The following is a 24570-nucleotide window of genomic DNA, read 5'->3' as shown; positions in this document are numbered from 1 at the left end:
TAAACAAAAAAAATCTCCGGTTAATTAATTAACCGGAGATTTTAAAATTTACACACTTTATAAGAAAGTGCTATTGATAATTATATTTAGCTTTAAAACTTTTCCTATATAGTTTTATAAAACTACACCTCTATTTTTAAAATAGAGGTGTAGAGTATTTGTTATTCAATAACTACTTTCTTACTTATAGTGCCTTTATTGGTATTCATTTTTACAATATAAACACCTGCTGTTATTTGTTTTTTGATGTCTAATTGGTAAGTACTTTTTTGTTCCTTAATACTCCAAGTAGTTACTTTTTTACCAAGTATGTCAAATAAATCAACATTATTAATATTTACTTCTTGGTTTTTAGAGATTACAATGTTGTTATTATCATTGTCTGCATAAATACTCGTTTTACCAGTAAGTATATCTTCTTCAACACCTAATAAAGTCCCTTCTGCTGCATTAAAAGCTAAAACAAATCTGTCTGTGTAGATACCTGTTTTTAATTGATACGTTGCACTAACATCATTTATTTTCTGTGTTTTACCTGTTAATTTGTCTTTGATGTAAACATCTTGATTGATGTTGTTTATTTCATCAATACCAATTGTAATAATACTGTTTTCATTTACAATAACTTCTAATGGTACTTCTAATGCGCTAGAAATTTCTTGTACTCCAGAAATTACATAGCTATTTGCATCATTTGGAAACTTCCAATAGAAATCTGTAGTATTAACATCAAACATTTCTGAGTCATATCCTTTTTCATAACCAAAAGAATTTGCTTGATTAAAAGAAATCCCTATCTGACGATGTAAATTACTTCCTTGATCATTAGAATAACTCATTCCTAATTTTAATATAGGTAGCTCATTATTAGATGATTTTACAGTTTTTTTCTGATTGCTTTTTAAGAATATAGAGGTACCATCTCCTTCTGTTTTATATTCTCTTTGACTATTGTTAAATTTAATTTGTCCGTTACCAATACCTTCTACAAAGAATCCCTGTCCTATTGCAACATAAGGTTCTGGATCTTTGTATAAATCATCATATTCACTACCACCAGAGTTAGCAACACAAGATATAAGGCCATCATCATCTTGAAAGATTAATTTGTTTATAGCAAGCGTACCTAAGTCACTTGTTGCAGTTATAGTAATATCACTACCTGCTGGTATACATAAATTTATGGTTATATCTTTATAAAATAGACCGGTAGAAGGAAAAGTAAAATCGCCTTTATCTACATTATCAATTTTTATATTAAACTTCTTAGTTAATAGTGATGCGTAGTTTATTTTTAAAGTTTCTACTCCTCTAGGAATGTTAGAGAATTTGATATAATCTCTACTGTTTAAATTAACTACAGATCCTAATAGATTTATAATAGATTCTAAAAAACCGGTAGTTTCAGTTACATCTTCAGCTAGAAGCGTGTAGTTTACAGGTCCTGTCTCTCCCGTTTTTACTTTAGTTGCCATACTTACGTTCTGAGCAGCATAACCACCAATATAACCTCCAAAGTTATGACCTGCAGTTCCTGAAGCTTCCGTTTCTGCAACATGTTGCCAAAAATAAATAGTTGATATTAAAGCGTTGTTATCATCTAAAAATTTTCTAGCATTTAAAGCAGAAGGGAAGGGGTTTCCTATTAAATAAGATTGTCCAGCAGTTATCTGCTTAGTCTTAAACTCACCATCATTAGGGGTACCTACAAATGTGTAGTTTTGTTTTCTTCCAGGTCCTTTAAAAGTATAACCATCACCTCTATCTATAAGTCCTTTTTTATATTTATGTAACCAATTTGCTCTTCCGTTACTAGCAGGAGCATAGGTATATACCCAGTAATCTGCTAAGGAAATACCAGATCCAGTAAATGAACCATCATATCCACTAGCAAATGTAATTTCTTTAGGTGTATTTGCTGTTGTACCGTCTCTAAGAACAGATTCTAAAGAATAGGTGTCTGTATTTAAAGTTGTAACTGGTGAACTCATGTAGTTATAACGATATAAACTAGGCACTTCTGAGTTTTGATCTACAAATAATTGTCCATCACCAGAAACTTCACTACCATCTGTGTGTGTTTGTATCAATTGAGCAGAAGAACCAGATAATCGAATTTCTCCGTTTAACTCGATATCATTTGTAACGACTAATAATTGATCTGTTACTCTCAATTCGTTATCCTTAACAACCTTTAATTTTCTTGCACTTAATCTATTGTTTTCATGGTTATAAAACTCATCAACTATCACATAACGAGATCTGTCTGGAAAACCATTATCCCAAGTACCACCTGCATTTGTTGTAGTTTCTTTAATTCTATGTAAACCTAACAATGTATTTGCTTGTTTATTAGAACTTGTTATTTCTGAGATTAATGGATCTTCAGGATGTCTCTTCGTGTTTCCATTACCTGCTCCATAACCAGATAGGTATGTGTTTATGGCATCATCTATAAATACAACCCATTCACTAGAAACATAATCTTTATTAGGTGCCGTTACTTCATCTATTCTAACAAATGAAGTATTGTCTGTAATATTAGAAACGATATCATATCTATTAGCCCATGCAAAATTTCCTGTTGCAGATGAAAGTGTTATAATATCATTTGCTCCAACAATTGCAGTTAATGCGCTGTTTTTTATGATTGTTGCATCACCTAAATTTGTTATGTCTGATGTTGTTTTGTTTTTAAACAAGATAGATTTACCTACTTTTAACTCAGAATCTACCACAACTTCTTCAGTTGGTGTTGCTATTGCTAGTGCATCAACCTGAGCTATTGTTTTATTTTGATACAATTGAACTTTAATTGTATTAGCAGGAATATCTTCTGAACCGATATTTGTTATTTCAATCCATCTTTCTTCTCCAAACTGATAAATTTGCGTAATCATAACGTCTGAAGCTTCTGGTATATCTCTATAATCTAGGTTGCCAGTAGTTGGGTTGTTTGGATCGAAATTACCATCTGTATCTCCAAAAGCGTTTTCTAAAATAGCTAATGTTGTTACTATGTTGTTAGGTGCTGTTCCTCCATCATTTACTGTAAATCCGTTATTTATAATGTCTAAATTATCATCAAAAGCATCATTTAAACCATCACCATCTGTATCTAATAATTTACCACTTGCATCCTTTGCAAGCGCATTTTGTAAATCTCCGTTTTCGGCAATATCAAGTACACCGTCATTATCTGAATCTGCATCTAAGTAATCTGGAGTGTCAGTTCCATCCGTATTTTCTGGAATAATGCCAAAACCTGTATAGCCACCAATAGTTTCATAAGTATCATCTACACCATTATTATTACTGTCTGCAATGTTGTTTCCAACTCCAGAAGGTTTTTTATAACCACTTGTAGATTGTCCTTCAATATTATCAGGAATACCATCGTCATCGGCATCAATGTCTATAAAGTTTGGTTTACCATCTGCATCGGCATCTCCTTTTACATAAGAGTTTGGTTTACCATCTATTGTTGTATTTGTAGCATCTGTATCTGGTCCGGTAATTATTAAAGGGTTTGCAGCACTTATAGAACCATCTACAGCATCGTCAAAACCATCATTATCACTATCTACTGTAGTATCTTGTTTACCATCTCTGTTGGTATCTTTACCACCAGCTTCTATAACATCTGGAATACCATCGTTGTCTGAATCTAGGTCTAAATGATTAGGGATACCATCCTTATCAGAATCTCCTGTAATATAAGAGTCTGGTTTACCATCGTTATTATTATCTGCTCCAGTAACTACTAAGGCATTGTTGCTATTATTGATCGTACCAACTTTTCCGTCTACAGCATCATCAAAACCATCGTTATCAGTATCGTTAATTAATGTACCATTACTGTTGATGTTGTCTACTAAACCATTTCCGTCTTCATCTACTCCGCCAGCTTCTATTAAATCTGGAATACCATCATTATCTGCATCTAAGTCTAACATGTCTAATATACCATCTTGGTCTGTATCTCCATTAGGGTAGCTATTAGGTTTACCATTGTTGTTTGTATCTGCTCCGGTAACTATTAATGCTTTTGCACTATTATTAGTTCCATTAACATTACCATCTACAGCATCATCAAAACCATCGTTATCAATGTCATTTTTTAGCGTACCATCAGCATTAATAGTATCTACTAAACCATTTCCGTCTTCATCTACTCCGCCAGCTTCTACTAAATCTGGAATACCATCATTGTCTGAATCTAAATCTAAATAATTAGGGATACCATCGTTATCTGTATCACCAGTTATGTAAGCGTCTGGTTTACCATCATTGTTAGCGTCTGTACTTCCTGTAAGTATTAAAGCTTTGTTTTTGTTGATAGTTCCGTTAACATCACCATCTACATAATCATTAAAACCATCACCATCAGTATCTAAGAAATTATCTGCAATACCATCTCCATTAGCATCTGTACCACCTGCTTCTACAACATCTGGAACACCATCATTGTCTGAATCTAAATCTTTTGCATCTGGAATACCATCACCATCTGTATCTGGGTTTGTAATGTTATTTCCGTTCGTTGCACCGGTTACTTGAGAATCATAACGATCATCTAAACCATCATTATCTTTATCGTTTTTAAGTGTACCGTTACTGTTAATATCGTCTACTTTTCCGTTTCCGTCAGTATCAATACCACCCGCTTCTACAATATCTGCAACACCATCGTTGTCTGAGTCTAAATCTAGAAAATCTAATACACCATCTTTGTCTGTATCTCCATTAGGATAAGAATTTGGTTTACCATCATTATCTGTATCTGCTCCGGTAACTATTAAAGCTTTATTTGGGTTGTTACTTCCATTAACGCTTCCGTCTACAGCATCGTCAAAACCATCTTCGTCAGCATCATTTTTAAGAGAACCGTCTGTATTTATATTGTCTATTTTTCCATCTCCATTGGCATCAATACCACCAGCTTCTGTAATATCTGTAATACCATCGTTATCTGAATCTAAGTCTATGTGGTTTGGTATACCGTCTCCATCTGCATCTCCTGTTGTATAAGAATCTGGTTTACCATCATTGTTCGTGTCACTTCCTGTAACAACTAATGCATTGTCTTTGTTATTTGGTGTACCAAGTTGACCAACATCACCATCTACAAGATCATCAAAACCATCATTATCTACATCATTTTTTAGCGTACCATCAGCATTAAGGTTGTCTACTTTACCATCTCCATTAATGTCTGTACCACCTGCTTCTACGATATCTGGGATACCATCGTTGTCTGAGTCTAAATCTTGTGTATCTGGAATACCATCTCCGTCTGTATCTGGATTTGTAATTGCGTTTCCACCTGTAACATTAGCATCGTAACGATCATCTAAACCATCTTTATCTATATCGTTTTTAAGTGTACCATCAGTATTAAGATCGTCTACTTTTCCGTTACCATCTGTGTCAATACCACCAGCTTCTACGATATCTGGAATACCATCATTATCTGAATCTAAATCGAAATGATTAGGAATACCATCTCCGTCGTTATCATATACATCTGGTATGCCGTCATTGTTAGAATCTGCGTAGTTTGTAGTACTTCCATCTCCAGCATTACCATCATCATGGTTGTCTAAATAGTTAGGGATACCATCTCCATCTTCATCGCCTTCGGCTAAGTTTCCTCCATTTTCAATAGTATCTGGTATACCATCATTGTCATCATCTAAATCGATGCTGTCTGGAATACCATCATTATCATTATCCTTAATATCTCTATAATCTAGATTACCTGTACTTGGGTTATTTGGGTCGAAGTCTTTATCTTCATCACCAAAAGATTTTTTTAAAGTTAACAAGCTGGTTACTTTTTTATCTGGACTTAAACCATCATTTACGGTGAAACCAATAGTAGGGTTGTCTGTATTATCATCGAAAGCATCATCTAAACCGTCACCATCTGTGTCTTTTTTTGTAAGAATATTTTGAAGGTCTCCATTTTCTGCAATATCAAGAATACCATCATTGTCTGAATCTGCATCTAAATAATCGGGTATTTTGTCACCATCGGTATCTACAGGTATAAAAACTTTACCACCTACTTCGTAAACGTCATCTATACCGTTTTTATTAGTGTCTCTAATTCCTGTACCAATACCACTTGGTGCAATATAGCCAGCTGTAGTTTGTACTTCTATATTATCTGGAATACCATCGTTATCTGCATCTATGTCCAAATAATCTGGGATACCATCTCCGTCTGTTGATGTTGGTGTATTACCTGTACCTGCACTTTGTGGAATTCCGTTAGTTGATGCTGTAGTACCAGCAACTCCATCTGCCATTCCATCACGATTATCATCTTTACCACCAGATTCTATAACATCTGGAATACCATCATTATCTGAATCTAAATCTAAACGATTAGGAATACCATCTCCATCTGAATCTGTATTACATAATTGTCTTACTATAATGTCATCAATAGCTAAATCGTTTCCAAATATTGCTTTTGTATTGTTTCTGATTACAACAGTAATGTCGCTGTTATTTAATGTAGTTAAAGGAGCATTTGTACCGTAATATTTCCATGCATCTTTACTGCCTGCTTTTTCTCTAACAATGTTCCCTGTATTTACAGAAGGACCTAAAAGTTTTCCATTTTGCCAAAGTTCTATTTGTATGTTTGGTAAAACTCTAAGAGGATTATCATTAACGTTATTGTCAACATCTAAATTTAATACCCAAAAAGATACGTCTAAAAGAGCACCTGCGGTAACACCTTTTATTGTTTTTTGATAAATGACATCTGGTGTTGTACCTGCATTTACCATTAACATGTTATCTGCTGTTGGTGTTAAGCTACCACCTGTATGGTCTCCTAAAGTTTGCCATTGTCTATCTGCCCAACTTGAGGAGTTAGGGATGTTATTAAATACTGCGTAAAGATCATCTTGTAGATCACGACTGATATCATTACTACGTGGGTTTTTTAATTCTAAATATCTATAATCTGTAGTTGCCCCTCCAGATAAACGAGTACTAGTTGTAGCATTACCTACACCAAAATCTTCATTAAGTAAAGGAGTACCATAGATATCACAAATATCTTCATCAACATCTAAAATACCATCGTTGTCATCATCTAAATCACAAATATCGCTAATACCATCTCCGTCTGTATCTAAGTTACCAGAAGATTTTGCGTCACAACGGTTACCTACAGTGATGTCTTCATCATTAGAATCACCAAATTCATAATTTGTAATTACGGTATCATTTGGGGTTGTAACAGTAGCTGTTGCACTATTTTGGTATACTGCCAAAGGTTGGTTCATAGGTACATTTACATCAAAAATAATAGTAACACTTCCTTTACCATCAATATTAAATTTCCCCCAATTAAGCGTAGTATCTCCAACTTGTGGTTTTGTTGTAGAAGTTTGTATAGCATCTTTTAATATAATATTAGCGCCAGATGCATAGGTAAAACCTGCTGGTAGAATATCTTTAGCTGTTACGCCTTTTAAATCTACATTGGTAGCATTTGTTAAAGTTATTTGGTAAGTACCATTTTCACCGATATTAACTTTAGGTGTGGTAGTTTTTTTAGTTACAACTAAACCTCCTGTTGGTATTTTTAATACAATTAAATCTAACATAATAAGATCTTGCCATGACCCTGCGTATAGATTTAAGTTGGTTGAACCTGCTGTAAAATTACTGTTTACAACATCTATATCCCAAGCTCCATAAGGGCTACCTGTATAAGCATTATTACCTGGAGCTGGGTCTGAAACCCCTCCTGAATTTGCAAAATCTATAGGGAAGTCTGCAAAGGCATTGTCTGAAACTTTAATACTTTCTCCGTCTATAGCTGCATCTCCTTGTAAAGAAGCTACAGATATACTACCTGCTACATCACCAGAATATACTTTGTAACCTGTTACAGGAACAGTAATATCTCCATATACAAAACCTTTTAAACCATCATATACATATACTTGATTGATACCTGGTTCAGCTGTTCTAGATTTATATACTACAAGCATTTGCCATGCTCTTACGTTTTCTTGAGAAAATGCACAAGCAGCATTAAAGTTATACAATACATTACTATTTGTAGATGTTGAGATAACATCTGCAGTATACGTTCCAGAAGGGTTGGGTTGTGCTAATACTTCTGCAGTAATATCTGCTAAATAACCTTCGTATTGAGGACTTAAGGTATTAAACGGTACAGTTTCCTTATAACTTTTATCTCGTGTTATGGTTTTTGTGATTCCGTTAGGAAATTTAATAGGAATAGTTGTAGATAAAGGGTTATAGGATGTTAAACCAGTTCTACCATGTTTTACAAGAGCAAACCATTGTACGTATACTGCTTGTATTACTGCATCTGCAGGTATAGATAAATTAGCACTAGTAGCTCTTCCATTATTTTTTATACAAGTGTAAGTTGTTCCCGTTGTTTCGTATGAAACCTCACTATTACCAATTTGTTTGTAGGTAAGATTGGCTCCAGAAAACTTCTTGTAAAAATTAATATTATCATTGGTGTCGGGTCCTTGCGCACTAATAGAAAAGGAAGTGGCAAATAACAATACGGTAAGTATTGTTAAGCTTTTTAAGCTGTTGTTAAATAGGTGTTGAATTTCCCCAAATTCACATACCTGAAAAGTATTTTTTTTCATGGTTTTTGTTTTATTGTTCTCTGGGGGAATTGTTAAAATTGTAAAATACGTAGGGGGAATACGACATAATCTGCTTAGGGGCGCAGTTAAGTTGGCAAAATTAGTATTAAGTTAGCAAATGTACAAATATAATGTAAGAATTATTTATTGATTTTTACGGAGTAAATTTGAGGGTTTTTCTATGTTTGTTTATACTCGGTTAAATTAATTTAATGATTTGTAGCAATTATAAAATATCTAATTGTGCTTTTGCTATTGTGGTAGCATTTCTTAAATACAAAACACATAGAATGCTGTTTTTTAGTATATAATGGTGTGGTTGCTGAAAAAAATGATATAAAAAATCCTTACCTAAAATAGTTAAATTAATACATACATATATAATTTGTGAGTGTTTTTGTTACGATACGTAGTTTATAAAACGCATAAATAATAAGTTACTTTTTTGGGTTTAAAAGTCTATCTGAAAAAATAATAAATAATAATAAAGAATTGTTTTAGAGAACTTGTAAATGAGGTAATTAAGAATTATCGCTGTTATAAACAGATGCTTCGGTAGAAAAAAGATAAAAGAAGAACAGTTTTACATTTAGAATTCTGTTTTTAATCTCTTTTTAGTTAAGGGAATTCATAATTATAGCTTTATTTTTTATCTGATTTTTAATAATTTATCATTTTTTTTATAAAAAATGCTATTTAGTTTGTTTGTTTCAATTTTATCTTTAGATTTGTCAGTATAAACAAAGAGAATACAAATGTTAAATAACTATTTTACTCGTTTCTATTTTTACTTTTACTTTTTTAGTAAGAGAGGAGACTTTGTATCATGTTTTTAAGTAACATTCATATCATATAAAGTCTCGAATTTCATTCGAGGCTTTTTTTTTGACATTATTTGTAATAGATGAATAAAATTATTGCCATACAGGGAGCAGAAGGCTCAAATCATCATAAAGTTGCACGCAACTTTTATGGAACCACTATACAATTAAAAGAATGTATGTCTTTTGATGAGTTGGTAGCTAGTTTAATAGACAATACCGCAGATTTGGGTATTATGGCTTTAGAGAATACCATTGCGGGTTCTATAATTCCTAATTATGCTTTAATTGATAATAATAATTTACACATAATAGATGAAGAATATTTAAATATTCATCATCACTTAATGGCTCTAAAAGGTCAGAAAATAGCAGATATTAAAGAAGTTTGGTCTCATCCAATGGCATTGTTACAATGTAAGGAGTTTTTTAAAAAATATCCACATATAAAACTAGTGGAAGATGTTGATACTGCTGAGGTTGCAAAAAGAATTTCGAAAGAAAACTTAGTTGGTATTGCAGCAATTGCACCTAAAATTGCAGCAGAAATATTTAGTTTAGAAATCCTTGAAGATAAACTTCAAACCATAAAAGATAATTCTACACGTTTTGTAATTGTACAAACTGCTAAACCAGAAGTTAATAAAGAAGTAAATAAAGCTTCTTTAAAATTTCAGTTGAATCATAAAAGAGGAAGTTTGGCTGCAATTTTAAATGTGTTGAGTGATTGTAAAATGAACTTAACCAAAATACAGTCTTTACCAGTGATAGAAACTCCGTGGAAATATTCATTTTTTGTAGATGTTACTTTTGAAGAATATAGTGAGTACGAAAAAGCAAAAGCGATTATAGAAATAATGGCAGAAGAATTCAAAATTTTAGGAGTTTATAAAAACGGTAGAAAATAGTATAGTTATGATACAACCAGCTAAAAGATTAGATACAGTGCAAGAATACTATTTCTCTAAAAAGTTAAGAGAAGTTAGAGGTTTAGTTGCAGCCGGAAAACCAATTATCAATATGGGAATTGGGTCTCCAGATTTGCAACCACCAACAGAAGTTTTAGAAGCAATTCAGGGTAGTTTAAGTGATGCAAGTGCGCATAAATATCAATCTTATCAGGGCTTACCAGAATTAAGAAATGCAATAGCTACTTTTTATAAAAACAAATTTTCTGTAGATTCTAATCCAGAAAATGAGATTTTACCATTAATGGGCAGTAAAGAAGGAATTATGCATATTTCTATGGCTTTTTTAAACGAAGGCGATAAAGTATTAATTCCTAATCCTGGGTATCCAACATATACATCTGTTACGAAGTTAGTAGGAGCAGAGCCTTTGTTTTATAATTTAAGTGATAAAACTAATTGGCAACCAGATTTTACAGCATTAGAAGCACAAGATTTGAGTGATGTAAAAATTATGTGGGTCAATTATCCGCACATGCCAACAGGAACAAATGCAACGTTAGAAACGTTTGAAAAACTAGTGGCTTTTGGTAAAAAACATCATATTTTAATTATAAATGACAATCCGTATAGCTTTATTTTAAACGATAAGCCTATTAGTATTTTACAAGTAGAAGGCGCAAAAGACATTGCTTTAGAATTAAATTCTTTAAGTAAGACTTTTAATATGGCAGGTTGGCGCGTTGGTATGGTTTTAGGAAACGCAACATTCATCAACGAAATATTAAAAGTAAAATCTAATATGGATTCTGGTATGTTTTACGGAATTCAAAAAGGAGCCATAGAAGCATTACAATTATCAGATGATTGGTTTTTAGCACAAAATAAAATATACGAAGAACGTAGAAATTTAATTTGGCAATTGGCAGATAAATTGGATGCTGTTTATGATAAAAACTCTACAGGGTTATTTGTTTGGGCAAAAATACCAGAAGGAAAAAAATCTGAAGAAGTTACAGATGGAGTTTTATATGATAACGATATTTTTATTACACCAGGAACCATTTTTGGTTCTCAAGGAGAAGGATACATCCGTTTTTCATTATGTGTAACAACAGATATTATAAAAGAAGCAATTAGCAGGTTTTAATGAATAGCAATGGGTTTCAACCCATTGAACGTGGTTTCAACCCATTAATCGTGGTTAAAATCTATTGAAAAAAGAAAAAATGAAAAATATATACATGATTGGTATTGGATTAATTGGCGGTAGTTTTGCTATCGACATTAAAAAAAACAATCCAGATGTTGTAATTCACGGAATTAGTAGAAAAGATGAAACCTTAAATAAGGCTTTAGAATTAAACCTAATAGACAAGAAAGCAACTTTAGACGATATCGAAAATGCAGACTTGGTAATTGTATCTATTCCGGTAGATGCAACCGTAAAATTATTACCTACTATTTTAGATAAAATATCTGATGATGGTTTGGTAATTGATGCCGGATCTACAAAAGAAGCAATTTGTAAAGTAGTTGAACATCATCCAAAAAGAAGAAATTTTTTAGCATGTCATCCAATTGCAGGAACAGAAAATTCTGGACCAACAGCAGCTATATCCGGCTTGTATGTTGGGAAAACCAATATTATCTGCGAAGTAGAAAAGACAACTTTTAAGCTTCAAGAAAAAGCATTAAAGCTTTTTATGGATATTGGAATGCGTATTCGTTACATGGACCCCGTTTCTCATGACAAGCATATTGCGTATGTTTCGCACTTGTCTCACATAAGTTCATTTATGTTAGGTAAAACGGTTATTGATAAAGCTAAAAATGAACGCGATATTTTTGATATGGCAGGTTCAGGATTTGCCTCCACAGTTCGTTTGGCAAAAAGTAGTCCAGCAATGTGGACACCAATTTTTAAACAAAATAAAGAAAACGTAATAGAAACGTTAGAAGCATACATTAACAATTTACAACAGTTTAAAGAGTTGATGCAAAAAGATGATTTCTCTGAGATTTTTAACGAAATGGAGAATACAAATCACATAAAACAAATTTTAAACGGCATAAAATAATAAGCCAAAACAAGCAGAAAAATGGAGAATACTAAAGAATTAAGAACATGGTTGGACGATATGAAATTAAATCATCCACTAGTAATAGCAGGGCCTTGTAGTGCAGAAACCGAAGAACAGGTTTTAAAAATTGCACACGAACTAAAAGATTCTGATGTAAGCTATTTTAGAGCAGGAATATGGAAACCAAGAACAAGACCAGGAATGTTTGAAGGTGTTGGTGAGATTGGTTTACACTGGTTAAAGAAAGTAAAAGAAGAAACAGGTATGAAAACCTGTACAGAAGTTGCAAATGCAGCCCATGTAAAGTTAGCTTTAGAGCATGATGTAGATTTATTATGGATTGGTGCACGTTCTACAGTATCGCCTTTTATTATGCAAGAAATTGCAGATGCTTTGGCAGGTACAGATAAAATTGTATTGGTAAAAAATCCAGTAAATCCAGATTTAGCTTTATGGTTAGGTGGTATCGAAAGATTATATACTGCAGGAATCAAAAACTTAGGAGCAATCCATAGAGGATTTTCAACATACGAAAAATCTAAATATAGAAATACTCCAGAATGGCAATTAGCTATTGAGTTTCAGAATAAATTTCCAGACTTACCATTAATCAACGATCCATCTCATATTACAGGTAAGAGAGACATGATTTTTGATGTTTGCCAAACTGCATTAGATTTAAACTTTGATGGTTTAATGATAGAAACTCACTTTGACCCAGAAAATGCTTGGTCAGATGCTGCACAACAAGTTACTCCTGCTGCTTTAAAGCAAATAATGGTAGACTTAAAAGTGAAGAAAGAAACTGAAACTGCTGTAAGTTACAGAGAGCCTTTAGAGAACTTAAGAGCTCAAATTAACGTGGTAGACGATCAATTAATAGATTTATTAGGTAAAAGAATGCAAGTTGCCGATAAAATTGGTCAATTAAAGAAAGATCAAAACGTAGCCGTTTTACAATCACGTCGTTGGAACGAGATTTTAGGAAACATGGTTTTAGAAGGTAGTAGTAAAGGTTTAAGTGAAGAATTTGTTTTAAAAATGTTTAAAGCAATTCACCAAGAATCTATCGTACATCAAGAAAAAATTATCAACGGATAATTTTTAAGCATATATTTATTTAAATACCTTCAAGTTTTATAATTTGAAGGTATTTTTTTTGGGCGTTACCAAGCAAAAAAGCTTGGTCAGGCTTTCGCACTCGCTTTTTTTGTTAAAAAAACAAAAAAGAGCTCAAATAATTGCTCAATCCTTAACGCTTAGTGAGAACCTAAAAAGTATGTTTCTTTAAAACTAGCAGTAAGCTATTCAGGCCTCACAGGTTTTTAAAACCTGTGAGTTTTTTTTTTAATATGCAATAAATTACAACAATTGTTAGTTTTTAAGTGTAGATAAGTGCCTTAACTAAAGTTGTATAAAATTAATATCTACAAACGTTTCATTTCGAAGCGAATAGAAAACCTATAGCAGTGATTCCGCAAAGCAGCAGAAGCCTTATGTGATTTCTCTCTCTGTTCGAAATGACAAACTGGGGGTGAAAACACGAACTTGTCACTTCTACGCTAGGAGAAATCCCATAACAGTTATTCCCACATTACAAACAAAGTCTTATGAGATTTCCCAGTTAGTGCTCGTTTGCAACGAGTACCGAAACTAATGTTATACACGTTATAAACGAGCGCGAGCGATATTGTTGACCAGACAGGTCTTTTTAACACAAATTAAACCATAGTAATTGTTAGAAAAGACAAAAACTAGTGAATTCGTGGCAATTTCAATCCAATTTTTCATAAATCAATATTAATTCAGCATCTTTGTATTAATGAAAGGAATCGTATATAAATCTACAGGAAGTTGGTATCAAGTAAAAGCTGATAACGGAGAGTTTTACAAATGTAGAATCAAAGGGAAATTCAGAATTAAAGACATCAAAAGTACCAACCCAATTGCGGTTGGTGATAAAGTTGTGTTCGATTTAGAAAAAAAGAATGATGAAGAAACAGGTGTTATCAAAAAGATTTTAGACAGAGATAATTATATTGTCAGAAAATCTGTAAACCTATCTAAGCAAATACATATTATTGCGTCTAATATAGACCAAGTTTTCTTATTGATAACCATTAATAATCCGCCTACATTTGCCACTTTTATAGATCGTTTTTTAGTAGCAACTAGAGCTTATAGAATAGATACTATATTAGTTTTTAACAAGATAGATTCTTATCAACTAGAAGAAAGAGCAGAGATTCTGTATTTAAAAGATATTTACGAAGCAATTGGGTATCGTTGTGTAGAAGTTTCTGCAACGCAAAACATAAACATAGATACCATTAAAGAACTAATGACTGGCAAAACATCTATGTTTGTTGGGCATTCTGGTGTTGGTAAATCTACTTTAGTAAATGCAATAGAACCAACCCTAAACTTAAAAACAAAAGAAACTTCAGACCAACATAATCAAGGTAAACACACTACTACTTTTGCAGAAATGTTCGATTTAGGTTTCGATGCAAGAATAATAGACACACCAGGTATTAAAGGTTTTGGTGTTGTTGATATTGATAAATATGAATTAGGAGATTATTTTCCTGAGTTTTTTGCTTTAAAACAAGACTGTAAATTCAATAATTGTATTCATACAAAAGAACCACAATGTGCTGTAAAAGAAGCATTAGAAGAAGAGCGTGTTTCTTGGTCTCGTTATAAAAGTTACCTTCAAATTTTAAGTGGAGATGAAGAGAAAGAACATTTTAGAACTGATGTTTGGAATGAAGAAGATAATGAGGAGTAAAACATTATGAAAATAGTAATTCAAAGAGTATTAGAAGCCAGTGTAACAATAGATGGTGCTAAAGTTGCAGAAATAAAAACCGGACTTTTAGTATTATTAGGTATTGTTGCAGAAGACACTCAGGATGACATTGATTTCTTGGTTAGAAAAATAGCAAATCTTCGGGTTTTTAATGATGAAAATGAAGTGATGAATAAATCACTCGTAGATATTAATGGCGAAGTAATTGTTGTAAGTCAGTTTACATTACAGGCGTCCACCAAAAAAGGAAATAGACCCAGTTATATTAAAGCAGCAAGACCAGAAATTGCAATTCCTTTGTATGAGAATTTTGTAGAAACATTAGCTGCAGAAATCGATAATAAAGTACAAACAGGTAAGTTTGGTGCAGATATGAAAGTAGCTTTGGTAAATGATGGTCCGGTTACAATTATTATTGATTCTAAAAATAAAGAGTAACTTTTATAAAACCGTTAAATGTTAATTTTATTTAAAAATTAAAATAATACTTTCCACGGAAAATAAATCACGTATATTTGCCATGGGAAATAAAATAAAAATCAATCTAAATCAAATTAAAAATGAAAAAAATAGTTTTATCATTAGTATTAGTAGCATCAGTTTTAACTGCATGTAAAGGAGAAAAGAAGGAAAAAGTAGAAGTTAAAGAAGCTGTAAAAGTAGAGGTTAATGTTGCTGAATTAAATAATGTTGATACTGCTGTATCTGTTTTAAATTGGGCAGGAACAAAACCAGGTGGAGCGCATAATGGAACAGTAGCTTTAAAAAGTGGAGGATTATTAGTTGAAAATGGTAAACTTACAAATGGTGAGTTTGTAATTGATATGTCTACAATTGTATGTTTAGATATACCTGTGGATAATGAAGGAAATGCAAAATTAGTAGGACATTTAAGTAATGAAGACTTTTTTGATGTAGCTACATATCCAACCTCTAGTTTTGTAATTACTAAAGTAGAAGAGCTTGAAGGAAAATTAGCTGTTACTGGAAATTTACAAATTAAAGATGTAACAAAAAGTATTACAATACCAGCAACAATCTCTACCGAGAATGGAGTTACCATATTTACAAGTGAAACTTTTAATGTAGATAGAGCAGATTTTAATGTAAAATATGGATCTAAAAAATTCTTTGAAGGATTAAAAGATAAATTTATTGATGATATTATGACTTTCTCTTTTGTTGTAAAAACGAAAGCGTAAATTAGATTAATTCAAATTCAATTTTAGAGGCTAAAAACGTATGTTTTTAGCCTCTTTTTTTTTATTTTTTTTAACTTAGGGTTGCTATTCCTATGATTGTATGAAAAAGTTTATTTCGTTTTGTCTATGTATTTCCCTGTTTTCAATAACTACTACCTTTAGTCAAAAAGAAAATTACGCTTCCTTATTAATCCCTAGTCCAATGCTTTAAAAGAAGCTAAAAATACAGTTATTAGAGACACTGTATAGAAATTATTATTGAAGAGGTAGATAAAATGACAGTGTTTAGAAGAGAAGTAATTACTGTTTTAATAAAATAGGAAACAGTTATGTTAACAGTTCTGCTCATTATGATAATGACATTAAAAAAACAGAACTTTCCGCTACTATTTATGATGCTTTTGGTAATTAAATTAAAAAATATTACGAATACATGAAAATTTAAGAACTACTATCACTCAAAAAAAGAAGAGTTTTTTATGTTATAAAATATAAAAAGAAATTTAGCCGTATTAATATCCATAAAAAATAATTAAAGTTGTTTATTTTTCTTTTTTGCTAAAAAAGGTTGCAGACAAGGATTCAATTTGCGTAGTTTCTTCTAATATCGTAACATTACAAAACAAAATTTTTACTATATGGAGAGCAAGAATATTATACCAACAAAAATAGAAGACGAAAAAATTATTGAAAATAAAGAACTTAATATTTGGGAAGCTTTACTTCCTGTTTTTGCCTTAGTTGGTATGTTATTTTACAACGTATTTTTTGTATATGGAGACGATGCTTTAAGTGGTAGTAATCAATTTCTTTTAATAATGGGGGCAGCAGTTGCTGCACTTGTTGGTTTTAAGAATAAGGTTTCTTATAAACAAATGATAGAAGAAGTTTCAGAAAACTTAAAATCTACTTCTGGCGCTATATTAATTTTATTAATGGTTGGAGCTCTCGCAGGAACTTGGTTAATAAGTGGTATTATTCCTTCTATGATTTATTATGGACTACAAATTTTAAATCCAACAATATTTTTAGCTGCCTCTGTAGTTATTTGTGCAATTATTTCTGTAGCAACAGGTAGTTCTTGGACAACTTCTGCAACAGTAGGTATTGCTTTAGTAGGTATTGGTAATACTTTAGGCATTTCTGCAGGTATGACGGCAGGTGCGGTTTTATCTGGGGCTTATTTTGGTGATAAAATGTCTCCGTTATCAGACACAACAAATCTTGCACCAACAATGGCAGGAGGAGATTTATTTACGCATATAAAATATATGTCGATAACCACAATACCAACAATTATAATAACATTATTAATTTTTGTAATTATTGGTTTTTCTATAGAAACTACAGGTACGCCAGATATTTCAGATAAATTAGCGGCTATAGATGGCGCTTTTAATATTTCTCCTTGGTTGTTTATAGTTCCTATTACTGTAATTGTTCTAATTGTAAAAAAAACAGAACCTTTAATAGCATTATTAGCGGGTACTTTATTAGCAGGTATTGTTGCTATAATTGCACAGCCAGATATAGTAATGAACGTTGCTGGTGCAGATTCTTTAACTTTTAATTCGGCTTATAAAGGAGTTATGAACGCAATAACGGTAGATTCTGCTGTAGAAACGTCTAGTAAAGAATTAAATGATTTATTTACGGCTGGCGGAATGAATGGTATGTTAGGTACAATTTGGTTAATTATTTGTGCAATGGTTTTTGGTGGAGTTATGGATGCAATTGGTGCATTAGCTAGAATTAGTAAAGCTTTATTAACTTTAGCTAGTTCTGTTTTTGGTTTATTTGCAAGTACTGTTGCAAGTTGTTTAGTTTTAAATATAACAGCTTCAGACCAATATTTAGCAATTGTAGTTCCTGGTAAAATGTTTAAAAAAGCTTATGAAGACAAAGGTTTAGCACCAGAAAATTTAAGCAGAACTTTAGAAGATTCTGGTACGGTAACGTCTGTTTTAATTCCTTGGAATACTTGTGGCGCTTATCAATCTGGAGTTTTAGGTGTCTCTGTGTCAGAATATTTTTTCTTTGCAATCTTTAACTGGTTAAGTCCTTTTATGACTTTAATCTTTGCCGCTTTTAATATTAAAATTAAGCAACTTGTTAAAAAATAATACAATAGTTGCTGCAACTATTTCCGATGCGAAAACTCTTACAGAAATAGCCTTAAAATCGAAAGCTTTTTGGGGATATTCTAGTGAGTTGATAGAAAGTTGGCGTGCAGACTTAACCGTAACCTCTAAAACCATACAAACTTGCCAAGTGTATAAATGTATGGTTGATAAAGTTGTTGTTGGTTTCTATGTCTTAAACACTGCAAAAGAAAACCTAGTTAAATTAGAGATGTTATTTGTTTTACCTCTTTTTATAGGCAAAGGAATCGGGAAAAAGTTATTAGCCCATGCTTTAAACAAGGCAACAATTTCTAAAGTAAAAACAATAGAATTAGTAGCAGACCCAAACGCAATTCCTTTTTATAAATCGCAAGATTTTTTAGTGAAAGAGCAAATAGGTAGTGCTATTTTAGGTCGTTTTTTGTCTTTAATGCAAAAAGATTTATAACAATAGAAATGATTAAAAACAACCACGGAATTCCGTGTAGCAAAACATCAAACCAATCTTTAGCTTGCATGGCATGTTCTCCAGAAAAAGCATTTCCACCTAAAATCCATTGAATTTTCCCTAAAATATGGGGCGGATTAAAAGGTGTAAGCCCTAATGTTAAACTTGCAATTAAAAAGAGTTTCCAGTTATCTTTTAGCTGTTTTTTCATTTATCCTTAATTTAAGATTTTTGTAAATTGAAAATATAAAAATGATAGATGATTGAAGGGTGAAATAGGTTAGAATTCTAAAGTAGAAGCCAAAATTATAATTGTCATTTATAAAATACATCAAGGTAATATAAATAATGATTATTGATATATTTAGTAAAATAAAAGTTGCTAAATGTTTCCATTTGAATAATAGCAGTAAACTAATAAGGCTTGTTGCTATTAAAATTAAAAGAAATGAAAGAATCAAGATCATAATAAAATTAATTTTTAGACAAACGAGCTAAAATTTTTTCTTTCGGTAAGTATTTAGAATAGGAACTATATAAACCAGTTCCAAACCAAACCAAAACGAATTACAAAATCTCTATAAGGATAGTTAGGTGCAGAGTAATAATTTTTTTCTGTAAAGCTAGAAGTTACATTCTCTATTTTTAAAAACAAACGCGTTCTTCGCACTTGTGCATTAAAGAAAACATCTACAGAAGGAAAACCTATTTCTTGTTCGTTTTGTATGGTAAACTCTGCTAATAACGGATTATAAGCATTCATTTTATACTTAGAAAAATAATTAAAAGTTGCGCCAATATTTACCAGCATTGGTTTTCCTTTAAACCAATAATCTTGGTAATATAATGTGTTTCTAGTAACCAGTTCTGGAACCCTAAAAACAGAACTTCCGCTACTTACGTTTTGGTACATTATGGTATTGTCTAAAGCAAACTTTTTAATTCTAAACTCTTTACTTGCTTTTACCTTTAAATAGGTAACTTGGCTATCAAATTGTTGAGGTTTGTTGTTTTTATCAAAATACGTATAGTTGTCTATATTGGTAAAATTTAGAGAAGCATTTAGCCATTTAGAACTTAAGTCAAATCCTAAATCTCTTGTATTTACAGAACTAAAATCATTGTACCAGTTGTAATTATCATATTTACTTTGATGTAATAAGGTATTAAAATTTGGTGACTTAGAACTAATTAACAAACTTCCTTTTACTGCAAAAAGACTGTCTTTTTTAAACAATGCTTCTCCTTGTAAAAAACTCCCAGACAATCTACCGCTTCCTGGAGACAGATTACCTGTAGCATTTAAATAAAAGTTATTAATTTTTGCATTCCAATCTGCACCCACAGAAATAGCATTTCCTTCTAATTTAATTTTAGAAATGGTACTATTAGAATTTAAAATAGAGTCATAACCATAAGAATAATTGGTAATATTTACTTTGGCTTTAAATTTACCAAGAACATATTTAGAGTTAAACTCTAAGTTCATTTCATTATTTGTAATGGTACTTTTAGCTTGGTTATTACTTGCGCCAGAACTATTAGATTCTCCAAAAAAGCTTGTTGTTATTGTAGGTTGTGTAAAACTATATTCTTTAGTTTCTGTAGTAAAAATATGTCCGACTTTTAAGTTGCTAAAATCTGTTTTATTAATAGTGTCTTTATTAGCTAATAACTTATAACTATGGTCTAAGTATACTCTTCTACCTTCAAAATCATTTTCTGCATCGTTTAAATTTACATCTAAATAAGATCGAGTTCTATAGTCTGAAGCATTGCTTTCAAACTTATCAATTTCAACTTGAGGCAAACCACCACTTTCTTCATTAAAGAAATCTTGAGACGTTATATGTCCACGAATTTCATATTGATTATCTTCTGTTCTATAATGAAAAGCACCTCTAAAATTTCCATGGCTAGCCAAAGACCTTCTATAAGCTCCCAAAGAACGAATACCTTTATACGAAAGTGAAACATTAAGTCTTGGAGAAAAATTAGCAGTAAAAATAGCATCTAAAATTTGCCCCTGTTGCAAACCAGTTCTGTACGTTATTTCTGTAGTTGGTGTTGGTACTTCGTAATATTTTATTTCATCAACATCTAAATAACTAAACTGTTTAGCAGTAAAACCAATATCTGGCATTAATTTTAGATTGCTAAAATCATATCCTAAATTAGTAAAAGTTTGTCCTTGATTATGAAAAGCCAATAACTCAAAATTATCAGTTCTTAAATAATTGAATTTATAATCCTTTTGTATCGATAGGGTAGTGTCTATATAAGTAGTATCTCTTTGGTGAGAAAATATTTTATAGTCTGTATATTTTGTCTTTCCAGATAAAGTTACAGAAATTTCACCAGAATTTCTAATAGAATCATTTTGAGATTTAGGATTTCTTCCTAAACTATTTCCACCATTTCTCAATTGAAAATCTGCTTGAGCATATAGCGTGTTTGTTATAAGGAGAACAAGTATTGATAAGAAAAATAACGATTTATTCATAGATTGTTTCTGCAACGGCAAATGTAAAATAATTTAACGAAAATAATCGTTAATAATTATTATGAAATCTGTTAATTAAACTATATTTTTTATTTTATTTCAAGTTTTCTTAAAAAAGCGTCATTCCTGTATAAACAAGAAGTTAAAAGCAAAAGTTTTCTTTTCTTTGTAAAATGTTAGCATCAAATTATAGTGGGTTTTCTTTAGAAGCAGGTACAGATGAAGCCGGTAGAGGCTGTTTAAGTGGTCCAGTTGTGGCAGCAGCTGTTATTTTACCTAAAGATTTTACACATCCTTTTTTGAATGATTCTAAGCAATTATCAGAAAAAAAGCGAGAAGAATTACGTCCGTTTATAGAAAAAAATGCCATTGCCTTTGGCGTTTCTTTTGTTTGGCAAGAAGAAGTAGATAAAATAAATGTTTTGCAAGCCTCTATAACTGGCATGCATCGTTCTATAGAAAAACTTAAAATTGAACCAGAATTTATTATTGTAGACGGTAATAAATTTAGAGACTACAACGATATTCCGCACCAAGCCATTGTAAAAGGGGATGCAAAATATCTAAGTATTGCTGCAGCTTCCGTTCTAGCAAAAACATATAGAGACGAGTATATGGCAAAGATTCATAAAGAATTTCCTATGTATAATTGGGCTAAAAATAAAGGCTATCCTACAAAAGAGCACAGAAATGGGATTCGTGAATTTGGTGCAACAAAATATCATAGAAAAACGTTTAAATTGCTGCCAGAACAAATAAAATTAAAGTTGTAAGTTGTTTTTTAGAAGCTATTTCCTGCATGGAATTTATCTTGAGCGAAGTCGAAAGGTTATATCTTTTTTCTGAAAAAGAAAAAAGGATGCCATTTCAATCAGGGCTAGACTTGTTTGTCAGCTTTTAGAAAATCTCATACAATTATTTCCTTTTTATTTAAAAACTTCAACTATTTTTACGCTCCAAAATTTTAAGTAATGATAAGAAAAACCAAAGCAGAAATTACCAAATGTATCTTACATAAAGTAGCCAATAAATTTAATAGCGGACAAAACGTTTTTTCTGAAGACTTAATTCGTTTCGATCAAGAAAGTTACGATTTAATGAAAGGGTTTTTACTAAAACCATTCGGAAATTTAACGCAGAGTTATCGTTTTACAAAGCATGAGGATGTACGTTTAAATGAAGTAAATAAATTTGCTTCAGAAATTTTTACAGACGAAGAAAGCTTTGTAGAATACTCTAAAAGTATTGTAAATCATTTATTTGAGCAATCTAATTCGGCACAAATAAAAACCGGAGATGTATTGGTTGTTTATATAGAAGGTATCGAGTATAAAGATGTCTTAACAGAAGCAATTGGCGTTTTTAAAATTGAAAATAAAGTAGATTTCTTTCAAACGTATTTAGACGATAACGAGAGTTTTGATATCGTTGTTCAAAAAGGAATTTCTACAAAAAGAATAGATAAAGGATGTTTAGTGTTAAATACATCTGACGAAGAAGGTACCGTTGTATTGTCTGTAGATAATAACAATTACGATGCACAATATTGGGTTAAGAATTTCTTATCTGTAAAACTAGCAGACGATTATAATTCGCATACACAGAACTATTTAGAAATGTGTAAAGAGTTTTCTGAAGAGGTTATTCAGCCAGAATTAGGAATGCATGAAAAAGGTAATTTCTTAGCAAGTACAGTAGATTATTTTAAAGAAAATGAAGCTGTAGATTACGCTACTTTTAAAGATGAAGTCTTTGAAGATGAGAAACACAAAGAAAAGTTTGACGAGTATAAAAACCACTTCGAAAAGTTAAATGATGTGTTAATCAGAAATAATTTTGATGTTTCTGGAGTTGTTTTAAAGAAAGAGAAAAACAAGCTTAAAACAGAAATTAAGTTAGATACCAACATCAATATAAAACTAGATGTAGATGCGCCAGAAGCAGCATCAGAATATTTAGAAAGAGGGTATGATGAAGAAAAGAAAATGAAATACTATAAAGTGTATTTTAACGAAGAGAAGTAATAATAATGAATCCTTTGTCATGCTGAATTTATTTAGCATCTCAACACCCAATAGCCTTTAGACCCTGAAATAAATTCAGGGTGACAGGGCATCTCTTTATATTTTTTCATACAGAATTCGTTTCAGCATCTCACAACATGATTTAAGACTCTAAAATAAATTCAGAGTGATATGTGCCATTTAACCTTTGTCATGCTGAATTTATTTCAGCATCTCAATACCCAATAGCCTTTAGACCCTGAAATAAATTCAGGGTGACAGGCATCCCTTTATATTTTTTCATACAGAATTCGTTTCAGCATCTCACGACATGATTTAAGACTTTAAAATAAATTCAGAGTGATATGTGCCATTTAACCTTTGTCATGCTGAATTTATTTCAGCATCTCAACACCCAATAGCCTTTAGACCCTGAAATAAATTCAGGGTGACAGGGCATCATTTTATATTTTTTCATACAGAATTCGTTTCAGCATCTTTTCAGTTAAGAAAATCTCACATTTTTTTATTAACTTTAGTTTCTAAAATTAAAGTTTATAAATAATGGCCCCACGTACTTACCACAACTATTGGGTATATATTCTCACCAATAAAGAACGAGGAACTTTATACATTGGTGTAACAGGAGGTATTGATGATAGAATGGAGCGACATATTACGGGGAAAGGAAGTAAATTTACAGCAAAGTACAACCTGAAAATGTTAGTTTATTATGAAGAATTTCAATATGTTGAGGATGCAATTGCTAGAGAAAAACAGTTAAAAAATTGGCGGCGTCAATGGAAAATAAATTTAATAGAAGAGGGTAATCCTAGTTGGAATAATTTATGGGCGTCTTTAGATTTATAGGTTATGAATTTTAATGTTAATTACAAATTTTGTCATGCTGAATTTATTTCAGTATCGGCACTGTCTCATAAAGTGTGTAAGTTTTAAAATCTCAGGTTAATTAATTAACCTGAGATTTTTTTATTAATTTTAA

15 protein-coding genes are annotated in these 24570 nt (G+C 31.5%); 12 read left to right on the top strand and 3 right to left on the bottom strand.

Annotated features, from left to right (window positions below; all coding sequences use genetic code 11):
* Positions 1-161: 161 nt before the first annotated feature.
* Positions 162-8663, bottom strand: coding sequence for a T9SS type A sorting domain-containing protein (locus GQS58_RS16135; RefSeq protein WP_166387803.1), 8502 nt, complete (start codon positions 8661-8663; stop codon positions 162-164).
* A 904-nt stretch (positions 8664-9567) separates the two neighbouring features.
* On the opposite strand from GQS58_RS16135, the gene GQS58_RS16130 reads away from it, so the two are divergent.
* The 9 genes from GQS58_RS16130 to GQS58_RS16090 all read left to right on the top strand — a co-directional run bounded on the left by GQS58_RS16130 (position 9568) and on the right by GQS58_RS16090 (position 19061).
* On the top strand, positions 9568-10392 hold the full coding sequence (locus GQS58_RS16130) for a prephenate dehydratase (protein WP_166387801.1): 825 nt from the start codon (positions 9568-9570) through the stop codon (positions 10390-10392).
* Between the two features lie 7 nt (positions 10393-10399).
* Complete coding sequence (locus GQS58_RS16125; protein WP_166387799.1) at positions 10400-11542, top strand: pyridoxal phosphate-dependent aminotransferase; 1143 nt, start codon at positions 10400-10402, stop codon at positions 11540-11542.
* Positions 11543-11621: 79 nt separating this feature from the next.
* On the top strand, positions 11622-12473 hold the full coding sequence (locus GQS58_RS16120; RefSeq protein WP_166387797.1) for a prephenate dehydrogenase: 852 nt from the start codon (positions 11622-11624) through the stop codon (positions 12471-12473).
* Positions 12474-12494: 21 nt separating this feature from the next.
* Positions 12495-13577, top strand: a complete 1083-nt coding sequence (locus tag GQS58_RS16115) for a bifunctional 3-deoxy-7-phosphoheptulonate synthase/chorismate mutase type II (protein WP_166387795.1) — start codon at positions 12495-12497, stop codon at positions 13575-13577.
* Positions 13578-14298: 721 nt separating this feature from the next.
* Complete coding sequence (gene rsgA / locus GQS58_RS16110) at positions 14299-15267, top strand: ribosome small subunit-dependent GTPase A (RefSeq protein WP_166387793.1); 969 nt, start codon at positions 14299-14301, stop codon at positions 15265-15267.
* 6 nt (positions 15268-15273) lie between these two features.
* Entirely contained in the window at positions 15274-15726 is a 453-nt protein-coding gene (dtd, locus tag GQS58_RS16105) for a D-aminoacyl-tRNA deacylase (RefSeq protein WP_166387790.1), read from the top strand.
* A 122-nt stretch (positions 15727-15848) separates the two neighbouring features.
* The gene (locus tag GQS58_RS16100; protein WP_166387788.1) at positions 15849-16490 is read left to right on the top strand and encodes a YceI family protein; all 642 of its coding nucleotides are present in this window, start codon (positions 15849-15851) and stop codon (positions 16488-16490) included.
* Positions 16491-17128: 638 nt separating this feature from the next.
* Positions 17129-18613, top strand: coding sequence for a Na+/H+ antiporter NhaC (nhaC, locus tag GQS58_RS16095; RefSeq protein WP_166387786.1), 1485 nt, complete (start codon positions 17129-17131; stop codon positions 18611-18613).
* Entirely contained in the window at positions 18600-19061 is a 462-nt protein-coding gene (locus GQS58_RS16090) for a GNAT family N-acetyltransferase (protein WP_205860455.1), read from the top strand. Before nhaC ends, GQS58_RS16090 begins: the two co-directional genes overlap by 14 nt.
* Here GQS58_RS16090 and GQS58_RS16085 read toward each other — a convergent pair.
* Positions 19018-19272, bottom strand: a complete 255-nt coding sequence (locus GQS58_RS16085; RefSeq protein WP_166387784.1) for a hypothetical protein — start codon at positions 19270-19272, stop codon at positions 19018-19020. The two genes, GQS58_RS16090 and GQS58_RS16085, sit on opposite strands and share 44 nt — an antisense overlap.
* Positions 19273-19593: 321 nt before the next feature.
* Positions 19594-21564, bottom strand: a complete 1971-nt coding sequence (locus tag GQS58_RS16080) for a putative porin (protein ID WP_166387782.1) — start codon at positions 21562-21564, stop codon at positions 19594-19596.
* 173 nt (positions 21565-21737) lie between these two features.
* Here GQS58_RS16080 and GQS58_RS16075 point away from each other — a divergent pair, with 173 nt between their 5' ends.
* The 3 genes from GQS58_RS16075 (at position 21738) to GQS58_RS16065 (ending at position 24437) form a co-directional block, all read left to right on the top strand.
* Complete coding sequence (locus GQS58_RS16075; RefSeq protein ID WP_166387780.1) at positions 21738-22337, top strand: ribonuclease HII; 600 nt, start codon at positions 21738-21740, stop codon at positions 22335-22337.
* Between the two features lie 198 nt (positions 22338-22535).
* Positions 22536-23588: a nucleoid-associated protein gene (locus tag GQS58_RS16070; protein WP_166387778.1), complete on the top strand. Its 1053-nt coding sequence runs from the start codon at positions 22536-22538 to the stop codon at positions 23586-23588.
* 543 nt (positions 23589-24131) lie between these two features.
* Positions 24132-24437, top strand: a complete 306-nt coding sequence (locus GQS58_RS16065; protein ID WP_166387776.1) for a GIY-YIG nuclease family protein — start codon at positions 24132-24134, stop codon at positions 24435-24437.
* Positions 24438-24570 lie beyond the last annotated feature (133 nt).

This window comes from Polaribacter sp. 11A2H (genome assembly GCF_011379025.1).
Taxonomy (GTDB): Bacteria; Bacteroidota; Bacteroidia; order Flavobacteriales; family Flavobacteriaceae; genus Polaribacter.
The sequence above is the reverse complement of the archived record's forward strand: the minus strand, read 5'-3'. Positions and strand labels throughout refer to the sequence as shown.

Excerpts from the sequence above, each read along its gene's own strand:
- GQS58_RS16135 (WP_166387803.1), bottom strand. The coding sequence starts at position 8,663 with ATGAAAAAAAATACTTTTCAGGTATGTGAATTTGGGGAAATTCAACAC.
- GQS58_RS16130 (WP_166387801.1), top strand. The coding sequence starts at position 9,568 with ATGAATAAAATTATTGCCATACAGGGAGCAGAAGGCTCAAATCATCAT.
- GQS58_RS16125 (WP_166387799.1), top strand. The coding sequence starts at position 10,400 with ATGATACAACCAGCTAAAAGATTAGATACAGTGCAAGAATACTATTTC.
- GQS58_RS16120 (WP_166387797.1), top strand. The coding sequence starts at position 11,622 with ATGAAAAATATATACATGATTGGTATTGGATTAATTGGCGGTAGTTTT.
- GQS58_RS16115 (WP_166387795.1), top strand. The coding sequence starts at position 12,495 with ATGGAGAATACTAAAGAATTAAGAACATGGTTGGACGATATGAAATTA.
- rsgA (WP_166387793.1), top strand. The coding sequence starts at position 14,299 with ATGAAAGGAATCGTATATAAATCTACAGGAAGTTGGTATCAAGTAAAA.
- dtd (WP_166387790.1), top strand. The coding sequence starts at position 15,274 with ATGAAAATAGTAATTCAAAGAGTATTAGAAGCCAGTGTAACAATAGAT.
- GQS58_RS16100 (WP_166387788.1), top strand. The coding sequence starts at position 15,849 with ATGAAAAAAATAGTTTTATCATTAGTATTAGTAGCATCAGTTTTAACT.
- nhaC (WP_166387786.1), top strand. The coding sequence starts at position 17,129 with ATGGAGAGCAAGAATATTATACCAACAAAAATAGAAGACGAAAAAATT.
- GQS58_RS16085 (WP_166387784.1), bottom strand. The coding sequence starts at position 19,272 with ATGAAAAAACAGCTAAAAGATAACTGGAAACTCTTTTTAATTGCAAGT.
- GQS58_RS16080 (WP_166387782.1), bottom strand. The coding sequence starts at position 21,564 with ATGAATAAATCGTTATTTTTCTTATCAATACTTGTTCTCCTTATAACA.
- GQS58_RS16075 (WP_166387780.1), top strand. The coding sequence starts at position 21,738 with ATGTTAGCATCAAATTATAGTGGGTTTTCTTTAGAAGCAGGTACAGAT.
- GQS58_RS16070 (WP_166387778.1), top strand. The coding sequence starts at position 22,536 with ATGATAAGAAAAACCAAAGCAGAAATTACCAAATGTATCTTACATAAA.
- GQS58_RS16065 (WP_166387776.1), top strand. The coding sequence starts at position 24,132 with ATGGCCCCACGTACTTACCACAACTATTGGGTATATATTCTCACCAAT.